Raw genomic sequence first — 19,568 nt, forward strand, 5'->3', positions numbered from 1 at the left:
TTGCAGCAGAGGTTTTTTTATATGAACGTTTCAGACCTTCTCAATATTTTGAATGAACTGTTACATCCTGAATATTTTAGTGACTATGGCCCTAATGGTTTACAAGTTGGTAATGCACAAACTGCGATTCGTAAGGTGGTGGTTGCAGTCACAGCGGATTTAGCAACTATTGAGAAGGCAATAGCTTGCGAAGCCAATGTTTTGCTTGTACATCACGGGATATTTTGGAAGGGGATGCCCTATCCCATCACAGGGATACTCTATCAGCGTATGCAACGCTTGATGGAAGGGAATATTCAGTTGATAGCTTATCATTTACCGCTAGACGCGCATACAACGATTGGTAATAACTGGAAAGTAGCAAGGGATCTAGGTTGGGAACAACTAGAATCTTTCGGAAGCTCTCAGCCTTCTTTAGGAGTTAAGGGAGTCTTCCCAGAAATGGAGGTTCATGATTTCATATCTCAATTATCTGCATACTATCAAACACCGGTATTAGCGAAAGCTCTTGGAGGAAAGAAAAGAGTTTCTTCTGCAGCGCTTATTTCTGGCGGGGCTTATCATGAAATTTCCGAAGCTAAAAACCAGCAGGTAGACTGCTTCATCACTGGTAATTTTGATGAGCCGGCATGGTCTTTAGCGCATGAGCTGGCTATTCATTTTTTGGCTTTTGGACATACAGCTACTGAAAAAGTTGGTCCAAAAGCCTTGGCTCAATATTTAAAAGGAGCGGGTTTAGAATCAGTTGTGTTTTTGGATACGGACAACCCTTTTTAATTAAGAAAGGCTCTATCGGAATAGCAACTCTTTCATAAAACCCTCAAGTTCATTGGTAAGATTCGAAGGAAATGTTCCTCGTTTTTTTAGATAAGAGTAATCGGATAGAGAAGAATTGAAGTATGCTCGAGCCTGTTTAGAAAGAGGACGAGCGATATCTCCCGAAACATTTGCGTGATAAAAACTCTCCTCCACGATGAGATACAGTAAGGCTCTCGCAGTTTCTCCTAAAGTTGGTAGAGGAGAACAAGATAAAGACCCTCTAAATTCGAGAGACGGCACAGGTGTAGTAGGGATTTCCTTATAGTTGTTTTTGATGCCACTGACTCTCGTGTTTGTACATAGACAACGTTTAATGAATACGGGGATTGTATCAACAGATGACTCAAACTGTGAAGAATGAAACTTGGTCAGCTCATTAGAATGATTGATAAAGCTATCCCAAAAGAATGACCAGTTTGTCTTAGAAGATCCTTCGCAGGGGAATATAGTTAGAGATGTTCCTTGTAGGATTACATCAGAAATATCGATCTTTTTCGAAAGAATCATGGTAACAATAGAATACTTGAGACTCACGTACTCAATTTCTACCGCATAGGGATACTTATCGGAAGAAAGAGGATTGTGGATACATAAATGGCGAATCTTCGTTTTGGAAAGACCGGGGGAAATATTGCCAACGGTCACTTGAGCATGCAACTGTTGGGATAGCCACTGCTCAACAATACTTTCTTTTTTTATCCAGAAGTACCCTACAATACAACAGGCTATGAGAAATGCGCTCTTGATTAGTTTAAACATAGAAAAGGATGGTCGTAAGCACTAGATGTTTACGATAGAGGAATAGAGAAATATTAGGAATCTAAAAAAAAGCCTCGTTCCTTTTGGAAACGAGGCTCGAAGAATCTATTTGTTCCCATTAGAGGAATTAATAGTCCATTCCTGCGCCAGGCATTGCTGGAGCTGCAGCAGGTTTTTCTTCTGGAATCTCTGCAATGAGAGCTTCTGTTGTCAAAAGTAATCCAGCTACGGAAGCCGCGCTTTCTAAAGCAGAACGGGTTACTTTAGCAGGATCTAAAATACCAGCTTCAAGCATATCTGTGTATGCATCACGCAATGCATCATATCCTTCGTTCGCAGAACGGGACATAACTTGTTGGAAGATGATAGCACCTTCTTTTCCTGCGTTTGCAGCAATTTGTTTCAAAGGAGCGGAAAGAGCTTTCAAAACAATGCGAGCTCCAATTTGCTCATCTTCATTAGTCAACATTGGCAAGAAGGCTTCAAGAGTAGGGATACAACGGATTAATGCTGTTCCTCCACCAGGAAGAATTCCTTCTTCAACAGCAGCGATTGTAGCATGTTGAGCATCGTCTACACGATCTTTTTTCTCTTTCATCTCAATCTCTGTTGCAGCTCCAACGCGAATGACTGCTACTCCACCAGAGAGCTTAGCAAGACGCTCTTGGAGTTTTTCTTTATCGTAATCAGAAGAGCTGTCTTCAATTTGTTTTTTGATGCTTTCGCAACGAGCTTCTAAAGCTTCTTTTTCACCCATTCCTTCGACGATGGTCGTGTCTTCTTTAGAAACGATAACTTTTTTAGCTTTACCTAACATAGCTAAGTTAGCGTTTTCTAATTTCATGCCCAACTCTTCGCTAATGAGTTGACCGCCAGTTAAGATAGCGATGTCTTCCAACATAGCTTTTCTTCTATCTCCAAAGCCTGGAGCTTTAACTGCGCAAACCCGGAATCCTCCACGAATTCTGTTCACGACCAAAGTAGCTAAAGCTTCGCCTTCAATGTCTTCTGCTATAATAAGAAGAGGACGGCCGGATTCAGCAACTTGTTGTAAAATAGGAAGGAAATCTTTGATCCCAGAAATTTTCTTATCGTAGATTAGAACCAAAGCGTCTTCTAATACACATTCTTGAGTTTCTGGATTTGTTGCGAAGTAGCTAGAGAGGTAACCTCTATTGAAATTCATTCCTTCAACAACATCCAAAACGGTTTCAAATCCTTTTGCTTCTTCAACAGTGATAGAGCCGTTTTTACCAACTTTCTCCATTGCTTCAGCAATCAGATTCCCGATTTCTGCATCATTATTAGCAGAAATTGTTGCAACTTGAGCAATTTCTTTATGATGCTGAACAGGCTTGCTGATTTTTTTGATTTGATCAACAACAACCTTAACAGCTTTATCAATACCTCGTTTGAGGTCCATTGGATTTGCTCCAGCTGTTACATTGCGTAATCCTTCTGTATAGATAGCTTCAGCAAGAACAGTAGCTGTTGTAGTTCCGTCTCCAGCTTTGTCAGCAGTTTTGCTGGCGACTTCTTTGACCATTTGAGCGCCCATATTTTCATGTTTGTCGGCAAGCTCAACTTCTTTCGCAACGGTAACACCATCTTTAGTTACTTGAGGGGATCCGAAGCTTTTATCTATGACAACATGTCGTCCTTTAGGCCCTAGAGTGACTTTTACAGCTTCAGCTAAAGTCTTAACTCCTTTTTGAATTTTCTTTCTGGCTTCTTCGTTGTATTTAATGTTTTTAGCGACCATTGATGCGCTCCTTAAATCTTCTTCACTCTCTTAGTTTTTATTGCAGAACTGCGATAACTTCGCTCATTTGAACGATGACGTACTCTTCACCTTCGACAGTAAGTTCTTGGCCAGAATATTTATCAATTAAAACGATGTCACCAACCTGAACTTCAAAAGGAAGTTGCTGCCCTTTATCATCTTTTTTGCCTGTTCCTAGAGCTAAAACTTCAGCTCTATCTTGCTTTTTCTTGGCAGTGTCAGGAAGAATGATTCCGCCTCTTGCAGTGGAAGCTTCTTCTTCTCTTTTAACTAAAATTCTATCTCCCAAAGGTTTAATCTTGAGGGTCGTTGCTTGATCTGACATGTTTAAGCTCCTCGTATTTTTATATTCTATGAGGCCTCGTGGTCCGGCTTTGTTCCGCTACCAACGTAGGGATTTGAACGATAGAACGTTCAGAGGAAGAACGATAGCAAAGTCCTCGCTTTTTTGCAACTGGTTTAGCAATTGGCATGATCAACTGCTATTTTTAAAAATTTATAGCAAGCTAGCTAGTTCTTCCAGCTTCCGTTCGATGTAGGAAAAGGCTTTAAGCATAGGAGCTGATGAGGTCATATCCAATCCAGATTTTTTCAAAATTTCGATAGGGAAATCGGATCCGCCGCTACGCAAAAATGTGAGATATGCTTCTTGAGCGCCTTCTTCTCCAGAAAGAATTCTTTCAGAAAAACACAACGATGCAATGATTCCTGTGGCGTATTGATAAACATAGAAGTTGTAGTAGAAATGAGGAATGCGAGCCCATTCGATACAGCTATGTTCATCAAAAGTTATGCAATCGCCATAAAATAGGCGCTGCAGTTTCTCGTAACTTTGAGAAAAGAATTCTTCAGTTAATGGGAGACCTTGTTCGGCTGCAGAATGCATTTCCAGCTCAAAAGCAGCAAATAGTGTTTGTCGGAATAAAGTTGCAAAAACAGTGTCTAGAGAGCGAGAAAGAATAGCAATCTTCTCTTCTTTAGACGGAGCTTGTTTTAGCAGAAATTCCATCAATAGGGTTTCATTGAGGGTTGAGGCGATTTCAGCTAGAAAAATCGGATACTGAGCTTCATGATAACTTTGATGTTTATGACTCAAGAATGAGTGCATACTATGACCACCTTCGTGCGCAACTACCGATACGTCGTATAACGTTCCTGTATAATTGAGAAGAATGTAAGGTTTGCTGTCATAACACCCAGACGAATATGCTCCTGAGCGTTTGTTAGTATTTTCATATTTATCTACCCATCCATCGGAAGTAAGACCTTTGCGTAGAGTCTCCACATAATCGTTCCCTAAAGGGGACAAGCTATCGCAGATCAGAGTGACAGCTTCTTGATAAGAATAATGGCGTGAAGCTTCGCTAGCGACCAACGGTGCATAGACATCATAGAAATGGAAATCCGAGAGACCAAGAGCTTTTTGTTTTAACTGAAAATACTTAGTGATCAGGTGTGTGTGTTGTTTAACGGTATCAATGAGCGTGGTAACCACAGAAGTGCTGATATCATTCTGAAATAGTGCTGCTTCTAAACAAGAATCATAATCGCGAGCTTTTGCATTGAATAGATGGGCTTGAATTTTGCCATTCAGTAGATTCGCGAGAGATAAACGATACCCGTGATGGCGTTGACATTGTTTCTGATAAGTGTTTTTGCGTAGCTCCTGATCTGTAGATTGCATGTATAGAGAAGCTAGAGCGTGAGAAAGGGGATGAGATTTACCTTCAGAGTCGACAGCTTCCCCAAAAGGAATTTCAGAATCTGTTAAGCTAGAAAAAGTTTTATAGGCTACTTCCAATGCAGGGAAAGAAGACGCTAGGATTTTTTCTTCTCGAGAAGTTCCTGTGTGCGGAGCTAAACGGAATAGTTTTTTCAAATAGAAATGGTATTCCTGAAGTTCGGGAGAGGCTAATAGCATATTAGCCTCTTGCTGAGGGAGGGCGATAAGGGCCGGTTGAATCCAAGAAATTTCCTCTACAAATGATGTGAGCAAGAAGGTAATAGATTTCAGATCAGCTGCGGCTTCTTGATTCGCAATATCTTCATCATGAGTAAGATGAGCGTATACATAAAGTTTATCCAAAGTTCTTTCAATAGAAAAGACTGTGGTTAGCAGCTCACGAAGAGAAGAAGGTTGTTTTATATCAAAATTGTTTTCGCTAAGGTGAGGCCAAAATGGAGCTCCTTCAGCACCTACTTTTTTTAATTCGTCTTGCCAGACTTCACGACTCGCATACAAACTTTTCGTATCCCAGCAGTCAGAAAGAGGAACATCTTTTCTAGAGCGTAAAGCTGTTTGTGAAGTAGTAGAAGTGGTCATGAATCTCTCCTTAGAGTAAGCTGTTTATGCTTGTGTCAGCTAAATCATCAGCTCCTTGGTTAGGATAGCCAGTAAGGAGAAGAGAGTTAGCTGTTTCTTGATCAAAGAGAGCAGTTTCGATCAAGATCGATTTCTAATCAAGTTTTTTGCCTGTAGTTTTCTGTGATCAAATGATCTTAGCTCTTTTATTGACTGTAAGAGAATTAAGCTGTATGGATAAGAGGTCTGCTTTATTGATCGATGTGATTGGCAAGCCTTCTCAGAATTGATAGCCTTTGTAACAGGTGTGATAAAAGGTATTTATGGAGAAATTTTCAGATGCAGTAAGCGAAGCCTTAGAAAAGGCGTTTGAGTTAGCTAAAAACTCTAAGCATTCCTACGTGACAGAAAACCATTTGCTGAAAAGTCTTTTACAAAATCCAGGCTCCCTATTTTGTTTGGTCATTAAGGATGTGCACGGTAATCTTGGTTTGCTTACTTCTGCTGTGGACGACGCCTTACGCAGAGAACCAACTGTAGTCGAGGGAACCGCTGTTGCTAGTCCTTCTCCAAGTTTACAGCAGTTGTTGCTCAATGCACATCAAGAAGCTAGAAGTATGGGTGACGAATATCTATCAGGGGATCATTTGTTACTAGCTTTTTGGCGATCGACTAAAGAGCCTTTTGCTTCTTGGAGAAAAACTGTAAAAACTACTTCTGAAGCGTTGAAAGAATTAATTACTAAATTAAGACAAGGAAGTCGTATGGACTCACCTAGTGCTGAAGAAAATCTGAAAGGATTAGAGAAATACTGCAAAAATTTGACTGTACTTGCAAGAGAAGGCAAGCTTGATCCTGTGATTGGTCGAGATGAAGAGATTAGACGTACGATACAGGTTCTTTCTAGACGAACAAAGAATAATCCTATGTTGATAGGGGAGCCCGGAGTTGGGAAAACAGCAATCGCTGAAGGACTTGCTCTTCGCATAGTGCCAGGGGATGTTCCAGAGAGTTTAAAGGAAAAGCATCTGTATGTACTGGATATGGGAGCTTTGATTGCAGGTGCCAAGTATCGAGGAGAGTTTGAAGAGCGGTTAAAAAGTGTATTGAAGGGTGTAGAAGCTTCTGAAGGCGAGTGTATCCTATTCATTGATGAAGTGCATACTTTAGTAGGAGCGGGAGCTACAGATGGAGCTATGGATGCAGCGAATCTATTAAAGCCTGCTTTAGCACGAGGCACTTTGCATTGTATTGGCGCTACGACTTTGAATGAATACCAAAAATATATAGAGAAAGACGCGGCTTTGGAACGGCGTTTCCAGCCTATTTTTGTAACAGAACCTTCTTTGGAAGATGCTGTATTCATTCTCCGGGGGTTAAGAGAAAAATATGAAATTTTTCATGGTGTGCGCATTACAGAAGGGGCTTTGAATGCAGCTGTAGTTCTTTCTTATCGTTACATCACAGACCGATTTCTTCCTGATAAGGCGATTGACCTAATTGATGAGGCTGCGAGTTTAATCCGTATGCAAATAGGAAGTTTACCTCTGCCTATTGATGAAAAGGAAAGAGAATTATCAGCTTTAATCGTGAAACAAGAAGCTATTAAACGCGAGCAAGCACCAGCTTATCAGGAGGAGGCTGAAGACATGCAAAAAGCAATTGACCGGGTTAAGGAAGAGCTGGCCGCTTTACGCTTGCGCTGGGATGAAGAAAAAGGATTAATTGCAGGATTAAAAGAAAAGAAGAATGCTTTAGAAAATTTAAAATTTGCCGAAGAGGAAGCTGAGCGTACTGCCGATTACAATCGGGTAGCAGAACTACGCTATAGTTTGATTCCTTCTTTGGAGGAAGAAATTCATTTAGCTGAGGAAGCTTTAAATCAAAGAGATGGGCGCCTGCTTCAAGAGGAAGTTGATGAGCGGTTGATTGCGCAAGTTGTTGCGAATTGGACTGGAATCCCTGTGCAAAAAATGTTAGAGGGAGAATCTGAAAAGTTATTGGTGTTGGAGGAGTCTTTAGAAGAAAGGGTTGTCGGACAACCTTTCGCTATTGCCGCAGTCAGTGATTCGATTCGAGCTGCTCGAGTAGGATTGAGTGATCCGCAGCGTCCTCTAGGAGTGTTTCTATTTCTTGGACCTACAGGGGTAGGGAAAACTGAGCTTGCTAAAGCATTAGCAGAGCTTTTATTTAATAAGGAAGAAGCGATGATTCGGTTTGACATGACCGAATATATGGAAAAACATTCCGTTTCCAAATTGATAGGATCTCCTCCAGGGTATGTAGGATATGAAGAAGGAGGGAGTCTCTCAGAAGCTTTAAGAAGACGACCTTATTCTGTTGTTCTTTTTGATGAGATAGAAAAAGCAGATAAAGAAGTATTTAATATTTTATTGCAGATTTTTGATGATGGGATTCTTACGGATAGCAAGAAGCGTAAGGTAAATTGTAAGAATGCTCTTTTCATTATGACATCAAATATTGGTTCGCAAGAGCTTGCTGATTATTGTACTAAGAAAGGAACTATCGTAGACAAAGAAGCTGTGCTATCTGTTGTTGCCCCTGCGCTTAAAAATTATTTTAGTCCAGAATTTATCAATCGTATCGATGACATTCTGCCTTTCGTTCCTTTGACTACGGAAGACATTGTAAAAATTGTCGGTATTCAAATGAATCGGGTTGCTTTACGTTTGCTGGAAAGAAAAATTTCGTTAACTTGGGATGATTCTTTAGTGCTATTTCTCAGTGAGCAAGGTTATGACAGCGCTTTTGGAGCTCGCCCTCTGAAGCGTTTGATACAGCAAAAAGTAGTGACTATGTTGTCTAAAGCTCTTTTGAAAGGAGATATCAAACCTGGAATGGCGGTGGAGCTTACTATGGCAAAAGATGTAGTTGTGTTTAAAATTAAAACAAATCCAGCTGTGTAGGACGTTTGTGTGTTTGCGGCATTGGATGTGCTTTATTGGGATAGGCAGTCTTCTGTTACCGACCGCTCTGCGAGCGACTGAACGGATGAGAAAGGAGCCTATCCCGCTCCTAGATAAGCAACAAAGCTTTTGGAATGTAGATCCTTATTGTCTGGAATCTATATGCGCTTGTTTTGTAGCGCATCGAGATCCTTTGAGTGCAAAACGGTTAATGTATCTGTTTCCTCAGCTCTCAGAAGAGGATGTATCTGTTTTTGCTCGATGCATTTTGTCTTCAAAGCGTCCAGAATACCTTTTTTCAAAATCGGAGGAAGAGCTCTTTGCAAAATTGATTTTGCCAAGGGTTTCTCTAGGTGTTCATCGGGACGATGATTTAGCGAGAGTGTTGGTGTTAGCGGAGCCTTCTGCGGAAGAGCAGAAGGCTCGATACTATTCATTGTATCTGGATGTTTTAGCTTTGCGTGCATACGTTGAAAGAGAGCGTTTGGCGAGTGCTGCACACGGAGATCCTGAGCGGATAGATTTGGCAACCATAGAAGCTATTAATACCATCCTTTTTCAGGAAGAAGGATGGAGGTATCCTTCAAAACAAGAGATGTTTGAAAGCAGGTTTTCTGAGTTAGCTGCTGTTACAGATAGTAAATTTGGAGTTTGCTTGGGAACTGTAGTGCTTTATCAAGCTGTCGCCCAGCGGCTTGATTTGTCTCTGGACCCTGTCACCCCTCCTGGACATATTTACTTACGCTATAAGGACAAGGTGAATATTGAAACCACTTCTGGAGGAAGGCATCTTCCTACTGAAAGGTATTGTGAATGCATAAAAGAGTCGCAGTTAAAGGTGCGTTCGCAGATGGAGCTTATAGGGTTAACTTTTATGAATAGAGGAGCTTTCTTTTTGCAAAAAGGAGAGTTTCTTCAGGCGTCCTTAGCTTATGAGCAAGCTCAATCATATTTATCAGACGAGCAGATTTCTGATTTGTTAGGGATTACTTATGTTCTTTTAGGAAAGAAGGCGGCGGGAGAGGCTCTTTTAAAGAAATCTGCAGAAAAGACTCGGCGAGGGTCATCTATCTATGACTATTTCCAAGGATATATTTCCCCCGAAATCCTAGGGGTGTTGTTTGCCGATTCAGGGGTGACCTATCAAGAAACTTTGGAGTATCGAAAAAAACTAGTGATGCTTTCCAAGAAGTATCCAAAAAGTGGATCTCTTAGGTTGAGGTTGGCGACAACAGCATTGGAGCTAGGGCTGGTCAAGGAGGGGGTGCAGTTGTTAGAAGAGAGTGTTAAGGATGCCCCAGAGGACCTCTCTTTACGTCTGCAGTTTTGTAAAATTCTTTGCAATCGACATGATTATGTCCGAGCAAAATATCATTTTGATCAAGCGCAAGCTCTTCTCATTAAAGAAGGGTTGTTTTCCGAAAAAACTTCCTATACTCTCTTAAAAACTATCGGGAAAAAGCTATCTCTTGTTGCTCCGAGTTAAACGGAGCCTTCTAGCTATTTTGTAAATATTTTAACAATTTAGATTCTTCAAAGCTCAGCGAGGGCTTGAAGAATCTTGTTCAGGTGTATTTGAAAAAAGTTTGTTTTAAATAGTTTTTTAGTTAGAATGGATGCCTAAATAATTTAAATCCGGTAGTTTTTGCGTCCGAAACATTGTTTTATTAAGTGAGAAATGAGATCTGGCTAAAGTCTGTCGATGGTGAGGTTTATGCGAATAGCATTCAGCAAGAGAGGGTTGTGGATAGGATAGCTCTTTTAGAGAGATGCTTAGATCCGAGTAATTCATTGCCGACAGCGAAAAGATTGGTGGCAGTTGCTGTGGCCACTATATTGGCCATCGCTCTTCTAGTTGTCGCGGGCTTGTTGTTCTCTGGAGTGCTCTGTAGCCTTGTTTCTGTTGTAGCGGCATCTTTATTCTTCGGGGTAGGAGCTTTCCTTTTAGGAGGAGCTTTGGTTGGAGGAGTGCTGACTACAGAAGCTGTGATTAGAGAGCGGTTGCATCGATCACAAACTTTGATGTGGAACAACTTATGCTGTAAAACGGCAGAGGTTGAGCAGAAAATCTCGACAGCTAGTGCAAATGCCAAAAGCAATGATAAGACTCGAAAACTCGGTGAGTAAAAAAGGGGCAAGCTAAAGGCGAGTCCGGTTTTAAAGATTACGCTTCATTGAGAGGCTGTTTTAAGAGTTTTTAGGAGGTTCTGTGGAATGCGTTAAACAGTTATGTAGAAACCATCTACGTTTAGACAACTTGACGGATCCTGTGCGTTCGGTGTTGACGAAAGGAACAACTGCAGAAAAAGTTCAGCTAGTGGTATCCTGTTTAGGAGTTGTTTGTTCGATTATTTGTTTAGCTTTGGGAATCGCTGCAGCGGCAGTGGGTGTTTCGTGTAGTGGATTCGCTATTGGATTGGGTGTTATCGCCATTCTTTTAGGGATTGTATTGTTTGCAATATCTGCTTTGGATGTTCTAGAGGATCATGGTTTGGTGGGATGTCCATTTAAGTTGCCATGCAAATCGAGTCCAGCTAATGAACCTACTGTACAATTCTTTAAAGGTAAAAATGGAAGCGCAGACAAAGTGATTTTAGTAACTCAATAAGACAATGGGAGACGTAATGATACAGAGCGTGAAAACAGAAAGTGGGTTAGTTGAGGGTCATCGCGGAATCTGTGATTCTTTGGTACGTGTGGTGGGAGCGCTAGCTAAAGTTGCGAAACTCGTAGTTGCTCTCGCCGCTCTTGTTTTGAATGGGGCTTTGTGTGTTCTTTCACTGGTTGCTTTATGTGTGGGAGCTACTCCTGTAGGGCCTTTAGCCGTTTTAGTAGCGACAACACTGGCGAGCTTCTTGTGTGCAGCTTGTGTTTTGTTTATAGCTGCTAAGGATCGGGGATGGATCGCTTCTACAAATAAGTGCTAGGCAAAACTCGAAAAGCAGACTTCCTCTAGGTCTGCTAACTCTTTTAATGACAAGAAACGAAATTTGATAAAGGGATAGGGGGATACATGATCTGCTGTGACAAAGTCTTGTCGAGCGTACAATCAATGCCTGTTATAGATAAATGCTCTGTAACGAAATGCTTACAAACGGCTAAGCAAGCAGCTGTTCTTGCGTTGTCTTTGTTTGCGGTGTTTGCTTCAGGAAGTTTATCCATATTATCAGCGGCGGTACTGTTTAGTGGCACTGCTGCTGTTCTTCCATATCTGCTGATATTAACAACAGCTCTTCTAGGATTTGTTTGTGCTGTTATTGTGCTTTTAAGAAATTTATCAGCAGTTGTTCAGAGTTGTAAAAAGAGATCACCTGAAGAAATTGAAGGGGCTGCTCGTCCCTCTGATCAGCAGGAATCAGGAGGACGTTTGTCCGAGGAGAGCGCTTCACCACAAGCATCTCCTACTTCGTCTACTTTTGGTCTTGAATCCGCTTTGCGCTCAATAGGAGATAGTGTTTCTGGGGCATTCGATGATATAAATAAGGACAACAGCCGTTCTCGATCACACTCCTTCTAAGGATGACATGTGATTCGCGTAGGAAAAAGAGGAGGGAGACCTCCTCTTTTTTTTATTTTGTAGAGTTCCGTTACTATTGGCACCCTGTGTACAGTTAGGATGAGTAGACTAGTTCTGCAGCCTTTTACAGGGTGTTATGTTTTGCATTGCAAAAAGCTCCTAAGACTAGGAGCTTTTTGTAGAGGGTGATGCAGACTTTCTGGGGGAGGAGAGCGTCTCTCTTATCTGGGAACACAGATCTGAGCTCTCTTTTCGTTGTAATGCAATTTGACTGGTAAGAGTTTTAGAAAGTTGTGAAAGTTGTCCAATTTCATCTCGTAAGCTATCACGAATTGTTTTTAATTCTTCAATAACCACTGTTAATGATTGCTGGTTATGCGCTAATCGGCGAACTTCTTCTGCTAATGGGGTTAGGAATCGGATTTCCTCTCTTAATGAGGCAACAGAGCCTTTAAGATCTGCTATGATTTCTTGCGAAAAAAGTTTGCGCATTTCTTCTGTAGAGTTTTTATACTCATCCAAAAGAGATTCAAAACCTTTATAGTTATCTCTAAATCCTTGCAAACAAGAATAAAAATCTTGAGATACAGCAGAGAGGTCTTTAGATGTCGTTGCAAATTCTTTAGATAAATGAAGAAATTCTTTCTGTAGAACGCTCAGCATGAAATTAATTTCTTTTAGAGACCCAACTTCTCTTTGCAGATCCTGGTATAGATGTAGATTAGCGGTTTTCTGTAGATAAAGAGCATTCCCTGCTAATGAGATAATGAATAGGGCAAGAAGAACAATAGTGATTTGTGGAGCGATCAGAAAGCCAACAAGATGTCCCAAAAGAGCTAAAAAGCCTATTGTGCCTATAAGAATTAGGGAGGCAATGGCTGCTATTTTCTTAATTTTGTCCATCAAAGAAGGTTGAGGTACGCGATTGGCTGAGTAGGAAGGTGCAGGGGGAGATGGAGGAGTCACGATTAGAGTAGGCGTTGTCATAGGCACTTTCTCATTTAAAGTTCGCTGAAACCAGATCCTATGGCTTTATATGATAAAAATTCTATGTAAAAACCAGCTTACATGTTTTCTAAAGCATTTGCATTAATATTGTTGACTGGATTAACGATCAATTTCTGCATAGGACAGAGTAGAACATGTTGCATTGGCGATACGAAAGCACTGATTGCTATGGAGGGATTCAAGAAAATTCTTGTCTGCGCAGTGCAGAATCGCTTTGGGGTATGCCTGTCGTGAAATGTATGTAAAGAGAAAAGGAGGATAGAGGGAAACTCTTAGTTCCCCAAAAATAATTGCCATTGTACACTCTCCTTCTTATCGTAGAGAGTTAAAATTTTTGACCACAAGATTGAAGTGTATGTGCGTCATCTCTACAGAAGGAAATGAGAGAAGAGGCCATGAAAAAACAAGGGGTGTTGGTAGCTCCATCTATTATGGGAGCTGACTTAGCTTGCATAGGAAGAGAAGCGCGAAATATAGAAGAGTCCGGAGCAGATCTTATTCATATAGACGTTATGGATGGACATTTTGTTCCCAATATTACTTTTGGTCCCGGAGTTGTTGCTGCGATTAATCGGTCAACAGAGCTATTTCTGGAAGTTCATGCTATGATTTATACGCCTTTTGAATTTGTAGAGGCTTTTGTTAAGGCCGGGGCGGATCGTATCATTGTGCATTTTGAGGCAGCGGAAAATATTAAAGAAATTATTAGCTATATTCAAAAATGCGGAGTGCAAGCAGGGGTAGCTTTCTCTCCAGAGACTTCTATAGAGTTTGTCACATCTTTCATACCTCTATGCGATGTCATCTTGCTTATGTCTGTGCATCCTGGTTTTTGTGGGCAAAAGTTCATTCCTGATACGATAGAAAGAATTCAATTCGTTAAACAAGCTATACAAGTCCTAGGAAGAGAAGGAAGTTGCTTGATTGAAGTTGACGGTGGTATTGATAAAGAGTCTGCACGAGCATGTAGGGAAGCAGGCGCAGATATTTTGGTTGCAGCCTCCTATTTTTTTGAGAAAGACTCTATAAATATGAAAGAAAAAGTTTTGTTACTTCAAGGGGAAGAACATGGTGCTAAGTAGCCAACTCTCGGTAGGGATGTTTATCTCTACAAAAGATGGCCTATACAAAGTAGTTTCTGTTTCGAAAGTCTCAGGAAACAAAGGGGATACTTTTATTAAAGTATCCCTGCAGGCCGCTGGATCAGACGTGACAGTCGAGAGAAATTTTAAAGCGGGGCAAGAGGTCAAAGAAGCTCAGTTTGAGCCAAGAAATTTAGAGTATCTATATCTGGAAGAGGATAAATACCTATTCTTAGACTTAGGGAATTACGATAAGATCTATATTCCAAAAGAAATTATGAAAGACAACGCCATGTTTTTGAAAGCAGGTGTTACCGTCTTTGCTTTAGTGCATCAAGGCACTGTTTTTTCTATGGAGTTACCCCATTTCTTGGAATTAATGGTTGCTAAAACAGATTTCCCTGGAGACTCTTTATCCTTATCAGGAGGAGCCAAAAAAGCCCTTTTGGAAACAGGAGTAGAGGTTTTGGTACCGCCTTTTGTAGAAATAGGAGATGTTATTAAGGTCGATACGCGTACTTGTGAGTATATTCAACGCGTCTAAATTGGGGATAGCATGGATTTAAAGCAGATAGAAAAGCTCATGATTGCTATGGGCCGTAATAAAATGAAGCGCATTGTTATCAAGCGTGAAGGTTTGGAGTTAGAGTTAGAAAGGGATACAGTCCCAAGTATTCAGGAGCCAGTCTTTTATGATAACAGACTGTTTGCTGGATTTTCCCAAGAAAGACCTATTCCTACAGATCAAAACCTTGGGAATCCTATTGTTAAAGAGAGTATCGAGAAGAAAGAAAGTGAGGCGCCTGCTCAGGGAGATTTTATTGTTTCTCCGCTGGTAGGCACTTTTTATGGCTCTCCTTCGCCAGAGGCTCCAGCATTTATTAAGCCTGGGGATACTGTTTCAGAGGATACCGTTGTTTGTATCGTGGAAGCTATGAAGGTAATGAACGAGGTAAAGGCAGGAATGTCTGGTCGCGTAGAAGAAATATTGATTACTAATGGTGATCCAGTCCAGTTTGGTTCTAAGTTATTCCGTATAGTTAAGGCTTAGTTAATGAAGAAAGTATTGATTGCAAATAGAGGCGAGATAGCTGTTCGGATTATTCGAGCATGTCATGATCTAGGATTAGCTACTGTTGCTGTATATTCTATGGCGGATCAAGAAGCTTTGCATGTGCTTCTTGCTGACGAAGCTGTTTGTATTGGAGAAGCTCAGGCAGCAAAATCCTACCTAAAGATCGCCAATATTTTAGCTGCTTGTGAGATTACTGGGGTAGATGCTGTGCATCCTGGTTATGGTTTCTTAAGTGAAAATGCAAACTTTGCTTCTATTTGTGAAAGTTGTGGGCTCACATTTATCGGTCCTAGTGCTGAGTCGATAGCGACTATGGGAGATAAAGTCGCAGCTAAGCAGTTGGCTAAAAAGATTAAGTGCCCTGTAATCCCTGGATCTGAAGGTGTAGTGAAGGATGAGGTGGAAGGGATTAGAATTGCAGAAAAGATCGGATTCCCCATCGTCATCAAAGCTATTGCTGGAGGCGGTGGACGAGGAATACGGATTGTTAGAGAAAAAGACGAATTCTACAGGGCTTTTACTGCCGCTCGGGCTGAAGCAGAAGCGGGATTTAATAATCCTGACGTGTATATTGAAAAATTTATTGAAAATCCAAGACATTTAGAAGTTCAAGTAATTGGAGATAAGCACGGAAATTACGTGTATCTTGGAGAACGAGATTGTACAGTACAAAGGCGTCGGCAAAAATTAATAGAAGAGACTCCAAGTCCTATTTTAACTCCAGAAATGCGAGCTAAAGTTGGAAAAGTAGCAGTGGATTTAGCTCGGAGTGCCGGGTATTTCTCTGTTGGAACAGTAGAATTTCTGTTAGATAAGGAGAAGCGTTTTTATTTCATGGAGATGAATACGCGTATCCAAGTGGAACATACTATTACGGAAGAAGTGACAGGGATCGATTTGTTAAAGGCTCAGATTAGTGTCGCTAAGGGAGAAAAACTGCCTTGGAAGCAAAAGAATATAGAGTTTAAAGGGCACGTGATTCAATGCCGAATCAATGCAGAGGATCCAATTAATAACTTTACTCCTTCCCCTGGTAGATTAGATTATTATCTCCCTCCTGCAGGTCCTGCTGTGCGAGTAGACGGGGCTTGCTACAGTGGTTATGCGATACCTCCTTATTATGATTCCATGATTGCTAAGGTAATCACAAAAGGAAAGAATCGAGAGGAAGCGATAGCCATTATGAAAAGAGCTTTAAAAGAGTTCCATATTGGTGGGGTGCATTCTACAATTCCTTTTCATCAGTTCATGTTGGATAATCCGAAGTTTCTTCTTTCTGATTATGATATTAATTACGTGGACCAGCTTTTAGCGTCTGGTAGCACCTTTTTAAATTTAGCTGATGGCAGCTAACTATTTTTTTTATTATGTAAATCATGATTCAAGAACTTCCCTAAAATATTTTTTCGAAAGAAGTGTAGAAGTGTAAGGCTATTTTTGAAGGCAAAAAGAAAAGAGATCTTTTTGAAATTTTTTCTTTTCTAAATTCTTTAGAAGGCAAATACAGCTGCTTTTTGTTTGGAAAAAATAATCATCAAAATTATAATCATTCCCTCTGATAAGGTGATTTAAGTTATGGAAAAAAGAAAAGATACGAAAACGACCCTAGCTAAGGCTTCGGACGATCGAAACAAAGCCTGGTATGTAGTTAATGCTGAAGGGAAGACCTTAGGGAGATTATCTTCAGAAGTTGCGAAGATCCTGAGAGGTAAGCATAAGGTGACTTTTACTCCTCACGTAGCGATGGGAGATGGTGTCATTGTGATCAATGCTGAGAAAGTGCGTTTGACTGGCGCAAAAAGAGCTCAGAAAGTGTATCACTATTACACAGGCTTTATTTCTGGGATGCGAGAAGTTCCTTTTGAAAACATGATTGCGCGAAAGCCTGCTTATGTTATCGAGCATGCTGTTAAAGGAATGTTGCCTAAAACAAAACTTGGAAGACGTCAAATGAAATCTTTAAGAGTTTTGAAAGGTAGTTCTTACGCACAGTATGAAGCTATCAAACCAATTGTTTTAGACGCGTAATTTGGGGTAATTTGTGACAAAGAATATGATACAAGAGTCTGTTGCAACAGGCAGAAGAAAGCAGGCTGTTTCTAGCGTTCGTCTTCGTTCTGGAAATGGAAAAATTGACGTAAATGGAAAGACTTTAGAGCAATATTTCCCTCTTGAAGTTCAAAGAGCAACCATCTTAGCTCCGCTCAGAATGCTCGGTGATGTCAACAGTTTCGATTTGATTATCCGAGTAAGTGGAGGAGGGGTTCAAGGTCAGGTTATTGCTACTCGATTGGGTTTAGCTAGAGCTGTTCTGCAAGAGAAAGAAGACATGAAGCAAGAATTGAAGGCTCAAGGCTTCTTGACTCGAGATCCTCGTAAGAAAGAGCGTAAAAAATACGGTCGTAAGAAAGCTCGTAAGAGTTTCCAATTCTCCAAACGATAAGCTATTGCTTGTCCATATATTGGAGTGCGTTTCAGAAAAGCCTTCTTTCAAAAGAAGGCTTTTCTATTTTTAGGAACGCCAAAAACAGCTTCTATAGGCGGTTCACCTAATGAGCAGAATAGATTCCCTTTAAAGAAAGCCCTATTTCCTAGGATTACTTTTTCTACTTTCCCTATTTTTTCCGCAGCATGAATGAATTCATGCTCCGAGATTTTCATCATAACATGGTTGATTTGTCCCGTGCTTGCTTTCTTGAGGAAGATAAGTCCTCCTATAGGTAGAGACGAGAAATCTTTTACTGGAGAACAGTCTCTGTATTGATCTCTAGCATTGCGAGGGATATTTCTTCCTGTGACTTGGTAAAGTAGTTGAATATACCCCGAACAATCTACACCATTACGAGGAAGCTGTTTATGAATGCACCGGCCACCCCAAACGTACGGAGTATCTATCAATTGTTCTGCGAAAGAAACTAAATCTCTTAGAGAGAATGAAGAATTTAAAAAACGAATCTCTTTGGTAGAGCAGAAAGCTTTTGCATAGTTACTTCTGGAATTGGAATTTAATAATGCTATGCTAGCAGGAGATAGGGACACTTGATTTTGGTTATCTATGTGGAGCGGAGCGGCAAAAGGTAAGGGGATATGCCAAGGATCTAAAAAAGCTTCTTGAGAGCAGACAACAGCATTAGGAGGCTGCAGTTGGGAAGAGAATAGAGGAATATTCTGTAGAGAGTCGCCAGGGTATGGCTTCCATATAGAAGAAAAGACTAGTTGAGAATAGGCATAGTGTCGATGGTTATGGTTGCATATCCTTTCTCCAAACAGTACTTGCGTCTCTATACCTTCAGCATTCGATAAAAGATCGCAAACAGGAGACAATAAGACTTGGTGCGGCATGGGAGAACCTCGGTAGAGACATCACAAAGAGGACTAAAAAGAGGTTCTTAGTCCTTGTTGAACACGACTATACCAAAGAAATTCTTTTCCGTATTCTAGTCTTCATCATCGCAATCGCAGTTGCAACAGTCTCTTTCTTGATAGACAAGAGAAGCAGAAAGGCTATCTAGGATACTCTGGAATACTTGTTGAGTGGGAGCATTAGCATCAATAGTGATGAGCTTTTGCTTCTCCGTATAATAATCCAGAACAGGTTGAGTTTCCTGTTTGTACGTTTGAATTCTATCTAGGATCACTTCTAGAGTGTCATCTGATCGGCGAATAAGTTCTACAGAGCATTTAGGGCAGGAAGAAAATCCTTGTTGTTCATTGTAGATGCCTTGACAAGCTGGACAAATATACCGAGAAGTCAACCGATTAAGAACTTCTTCATCAGAAATGTCTAACAGAATAACTTTGTAATTGGGGAAGTAGGAACTAAGAAACTCATGTAAAAGCTTCGCTTGGGTGACAGTTCTTGGGAAGCCATCTAAAATAGCACTGTTCTCAGAACGAGATAGGAAAGAAAGTCGTCGTAATAACGTATCCTGTTGGAATTCATCTAGTTTTTCGTGCACTAACTTCCAAACCAATGTATCTGGAAGCAACTTCCCCTGGTCTAGATAAGACTTAATTTCTTGGCTGAGCGGGGTATCTTTGGAAACCGCATCTCTAAGCAAGTCTCCAGAACTAATATGCAGGAGGGATAATTGAGATGCTAGTAACTTTGACTGGGTGCCTTTCCCGGATCCTGGGGCGCCCATAATAATAAGAAAAAGAGGGGATCGATCCATATCATCCTAATAAACTATCTTGTAAGCCGACAATACTTTTGGAGGCCATATAAAATGTACACGAGTTTTTATTTTTTTCGAAACAGAAGTCGTATAAAATTTTTTCGATAAAAGATTTTAA

At 40.7% G+C, this 19,568-nt stretch carries 21 protein-coding genes and 1 pseudogene; 14 read left to right on the top strand and 8 right to left on the bottom strand.

The features are described 5' to 3' along the window. Positions 1-21: 21 nt before the first annotated feature. Positions 22-777 (top strand): Nif3-like dinuclear metal center hexameric protein, encoded by a 756-nt coding sequence (locus tag CTA_RS00565; protein ID WP_011324571.1) that lies wholly within the window; start codon positions 22-24, stop codon positions 775-777. A gap of 12 nt (positions 778-789) precedes the next feature. On the opposite strand, the gene CTA_RS00570 is transcribed toward CTA_RS00565, so the two are convergent. The 4 genes from CTA_RS00570 to pepF all read right to left on the bottom strand — a co-directional run bounded on the left by CTA_RS00570 (position 790) and on the right by pepF (position 5,684). Beyond that, the gene (locus tag CTA_RS00570) at positions 790-1,578 is read right to left on the bottom strand and encodes a hypothetical protein (protein WP_011324572.1); all 789 of its coding nucleotides are present in this window, start codon (positions 1,576-1,578) and stop codon (positions 790-792) included. Between the two features lie 127 nt (positions 1,579-1,705). Further along, a complete protein-coding gene (gene groL, locus CTA_RS00575) occupies positions 1,706-3,340 on the bottom strand; it encodes a chaperonin GroEL (RefSeq protein ID WP_011324573.1) in 1,635 nt (544 codons plus the stop codon). A 37-nt stretch (positions 3,341-3,377) separates the two neighbouring features. Next, a complete protein-coding gene (locus tag CTA_RS00580; protein ID WP_009872382.1) occupies positions 3,378-3,686 on the bottom strand; it encodes a co-chaperone GroES in 309 nt (102 codons plus the stop codon). Positions 3,687-3,857: 171 nt separating this feature from the next. Continuing rightward, positions 3,858-5,684, bottom strand: a complete 1,827-nt coding sequence (gene pepF, locus CTA_RS00585) for an oligoendopeptidase F (RefSeq protein WP_011324574.1) — start codon at positions 5,682-5,684, stop codon at positions 3,858-3,860. A gap of 146 nt (positions 5,685-5,830) precedes the next feature. Between pepF and CTA_RS04970 the strand changes: the two genes are divergently transcribed. The 7 genes from CTA_RS04970 (at position 5,831) to incG (ending at position 12,107) form a co-directional block, all read left to right on the top strand. Then, positions 5,831-5,953, top strand: a complete 123-nt coding sequence (locus tag CTA_RS04970; protein WP_014541559.1) for a hypothetical protein — start codon at positions 5,831-5,833, stop codon at positions 5,951-5,953. A gap of 33 nt (positions 5,954-5,986) precedes the next feature. Beyond that, positions 5,987-8,590, top strand: coding sequence for an ATP-dependent Clp protease ATP-binding subunit (locus CTA_RS00590; RefSeq protein WP_011324575.1), 2,604 nt, complete (start codon positions 5,987-5,989; stop codon positions 8,588-8,590). A gap of 25 nt (positions 8,591-8,615) precedes the next feature. Further along, entirely contained in the window at positions 8,616-10,076 is a 1,461-nt protein-coding gene (locus CTA_RS00595; protein ID WP_011324576.1) for a transglutaminase family protein, read from the top strand. 197 nt (positions 10,077-10,273) lie between these two features. Further along, the gene (gene incD, locus CTA_RS00600; RefSeq protein WP_049749261.1) at positions 10,274-10,717 is read left to right on the top strand and encodes an inclusion membrane protein IncD; all 444 of its coding nucleotides are present in this window, start codon (positions 10,274-10,276) and stop codon (positions 10,715-10,717) included. An 82-nt stretch (positions 10,718-10,799) separates the two neighbouring features. Further along, positions 10,800-11,198, top strand: coding sequence for an inclusion membrane protein IncE (incE, locus tag CTA_RS00605; protein ID WP_011324578.1), 399 nt, complete (start codon positions 10,800-10,802; stop codon positions 11,196-11,198). A 4-nt stretch (positions 11,199-11,202) separates the two neighbouring features. Beyond that, entirely contained in the window at positions 11,203-11,517 is a 315-nt protein-coding gene (gene incF / locus CTA_RS00610; RefSeq protein WP_011324579.1) for an inclusion membrane protein IncF, read from the top strand. An 86-nt stretch (positions 11,518-11,603) separates the two neighbouring features. Beyond that, positions 11,604-12,107: an inclusion membrane protein IncG gene (incG, locus tag CTA_RS00615; RefSeq protein WP_009871465.1), complete on the top strand. Its 504-nt coding sequence runs from the start codon at positions 11,604-11,606 to the stop codon at positions 12,105-12,107. Between the two features lie 165 nt (positions 12,108-12,272). On the opposite strand, the gene incA is transcribed toward incG, so the two are convergent. Next, entirely contained in the window at positions 12,273-13,094 is an 822-nt protein-coding gene (gene incA, locus CTA_RS00620) for an inclusion membrane protein IncA (protein ID WP_009871466.1), read from the bottom strand. A 77-nt stretch (positions 13,095-13,171) separates the two neighbouring features. After that, positions 13,172-13,412: pseudogene (locus CTA_RS00625) on the bottom strand (hypothetical protein). A gap of 83 nt (positions 13,413-13,495) precedes the next feature. On the opposite strand from CTA_RS00625, the gene rpe reads away from it, so the two are divergent. The 6 genes from rpe to rpsI all read left to right on the top strand — a co-directional run bounded on the left by rpe (position 13,496) and on the right by rpsI (position 17,715). Further along, on the top strand, positions 13,496-14,197 hold the full coding sequence (gene rpe / locus CTA_RS00630; protein ID WP_010725075.1) for a ribulose-phosphate 3-epimerase: 702 nt from the start codon (positions 13,496-13,498) through the stop codon (positions 14,195-14,197). Then, positions 14,184-14,741, top strand: a complete 558-nt coding sequence (locus CTA_RS00635; protein ID WP_011324581.1) for an elongation factor P — start codon at positions 14,184-14,186, stop codon at positions 14,739-14,741. Before rpe ends, CTA_RS00635 begins: the two co-directional genes overlap by 14 nt. 12 nt (positions 14,742-14,753) lie before the next feature. Continuing rightward, a complete protein-coding gene (accB, locus tag CTA_RS00640; protein WP_009871470.1) occupies positions 14,754-15,248 on the top strand; it encodes an acetyl-CoA carboxylase biotin carboxyl carrier protein in 495 nt (164 codons plus the stop codon). 3 nt (positions 15,249-15,251) lie between these two features. Next, entirely contained in the window at positions 15,252-16,625 is a 1,374-nt protein-coding gene (gene accC / locus CTA_RS00645; protein WP_011324582.1) for an acetyl-CoA carboxylase biotin carboxylase subunit, read from the top strand. Between the two features lie 222 nt (positions 16,626-16,847). Beyond that, complete coding sequence (gene rplM, locus CTA_RS00650) at positions 16,848-17,300, top strand: 50S ribosomal protein L13 (protein ID WP_009871472.1); 453 nt, start codon at positions 16,848-16,850, stop codon at positions 17,298-17,300. A gap of 25 nt (positions 17,301-17,325) precedes the next feature. After that, entirely contained in the window at positions 17,326-17,715 is a 390-nt protein-coding gene (gene rpsI, locus CTA_RS00655; RefSeq protein WP_009872271.1) for a 30S ribosomal protein S9, read from the top strand. Between the two features lie 47 nt (positions 17,716-17,762). Here rpsI and CTA_RS00660 read toward each other — a convergent pair whose 3' ends face one another. Next, positions 17,763-18,614 carry a C40 family peptidase gene (locus CTA_RS00660; RefSeq protein ID WP_009872397.1) on the bottom strand — a complete coding sequence of 284 codons (852 nt, stop codon included), beginning with the start codon at positions 18,612-18,614 and terminating at the stop codon, positions 17,763-17,765. A gap of 95 nt (positions 18,615-18,709) precedes the next feature. Continuing rightward, entirely contained in the window at positions 18,710-19,447 is a 738-nt protein-coding gene (locus tag CTA_RS00665; RefSeq protein ID WP_009872398.1) for an adenylate kinase, read from the bottom strand. Positions 19,448-19,568 lie beyond the last annotated feature (121 nt).

This window comes from Chlamydia trachomatis A/HAR-13 (genome assembly GCF_000012125.1).
GTDB classification, from domain to species: Bacteria; Chlamydiota; Chlamydiia; order Chlamydiales; family Chlamydiaceae; genus Chlamydia; species Chlamydia trachomatis.

Excerpts from the sequence above, each read along its gene's own strand:
- CTA_RS00565 (WP_011324571.1), top strand. The coding sequence starts at position 22 with ATGAACGTTTCAGACCTTCTCAATATTTTGAATGAACTGTTACATCCT.
- CTA_RS00570 (WP_011324572.1), bottom strand. The coding sequence starts at position 1,578 with ATGTTTAAACTAATCAAGAGCGCATTTCTCATAGCCTGTTGTATTGTA.
- groL (WP_011324573.1), bottom strand. The coding sequence starts at position 3,340 with ATGGTCGCTAAAAACATTAAATACAACGAAGAAGCCAGAAAGAAAATT.
- CTA_RS00580 (WP_009872382.1), bottom strand. The coding sequence starts at position 3,686 with ATGTCAGATCAAGCAACGACCCTCAAGATTAAACCTTTGGGAGATAGA.
- pepF (WP_011324574.1), bottom strand. The coding sequence starts at position 5,684 with ATGACCACTTCTACTACTTCACAAACAGCTTTACGCTCTAGAAAAGAT.
- CTA_RS00590 (WP_011324575.1), top strand. The coding sequence starts at position 5,987 with ATGGAGAAATTTTCAGATGCAGTAAGCGAAGCCTTAGAAAAGGCGTTT.
- CTA_RS00595 (WP_011324576.1), top strand. The coding sequence starts at position 8,616 with ATGTGCTTTATTGGGATAGGCAGTCTTCTGTTACCGACCGCTCTGCGA.
- incF (WP_011324579.1), top strand. The coding sequence starts at position 11,203 with ATGGGAGACGTAATGATACAGAGCGTGAAAACAGAAAGTGGGTTAGTT.
- incG (WP_009871465.1), top strand. The coding sequence starts at position 11,604 with ATGATCTGCTGTGACAAAGTCTTGTCGAGCGTACAATCAATGCCTGTT.
- incA (WP_009871466.1), bottom strand. The coding sequence starts at position 13,094 with ATGACAACGCCTACTCTAATCGTGACTCCTCCATCTCCCCCTGCACCT.
- rpe (WP_010725075.1), top strand. The coding sequence starts at position 13,496 with ATGAGAGAAGAGGCCATGAAAAAACAAGGGGTGTTGGTAGCTCCATCT.
- CTA_RS00635 (WP_011324581.1), top strand. The coding sequence starts at position 14,184 with ATGGTGCTAAGTAGCCAACTCTCGGTAGGGATGTTTATCTCTACAAAA.
- accB (WP_009871470.1), top strand. The coding sequence starts at position 14,754 with ATGGATTTAAAGCAGATAGAAAAGCTCATGATTGCTATGGGCCGTAAT.
- accC (WP_011324582.1), top strand. The coding sequence starts at position 15,252 with ATGAAGAAAGTATTGATTGCAAATAGAGGCGAGATAGCTGTTCGGATT.
- rplM (WP_009871472.1), top strand. The coding sequence starts at position 16,848 with ATGGAAAAAAGAAAAGATACGAAAACGACCCTAGCTAAGGCTTCGGAC.
- rpsI (WP_009872271.1), top strand. The coding sequence starts at position 17,326 with ATGATACAAGAGTCTGTTGCAACAGGCAGAAGAAAGCAGGCTGTTTCT.
- CTA_RS00660 (WP_009872397.1), bottom strand. The coding sequence starts at position 18,614 with ATGCCGCACCAAGTCTTATTGTCTCCTGTTTGCGATCTTTTATCGAAT.
- CTA_RS00665 (WP_009872398.1), bottom strand. The coding sequence starts at position 19,447 with ATGGATCGATCCCCTCTTTTTCTTATTATTATGGGCGCCCCAGGATCC.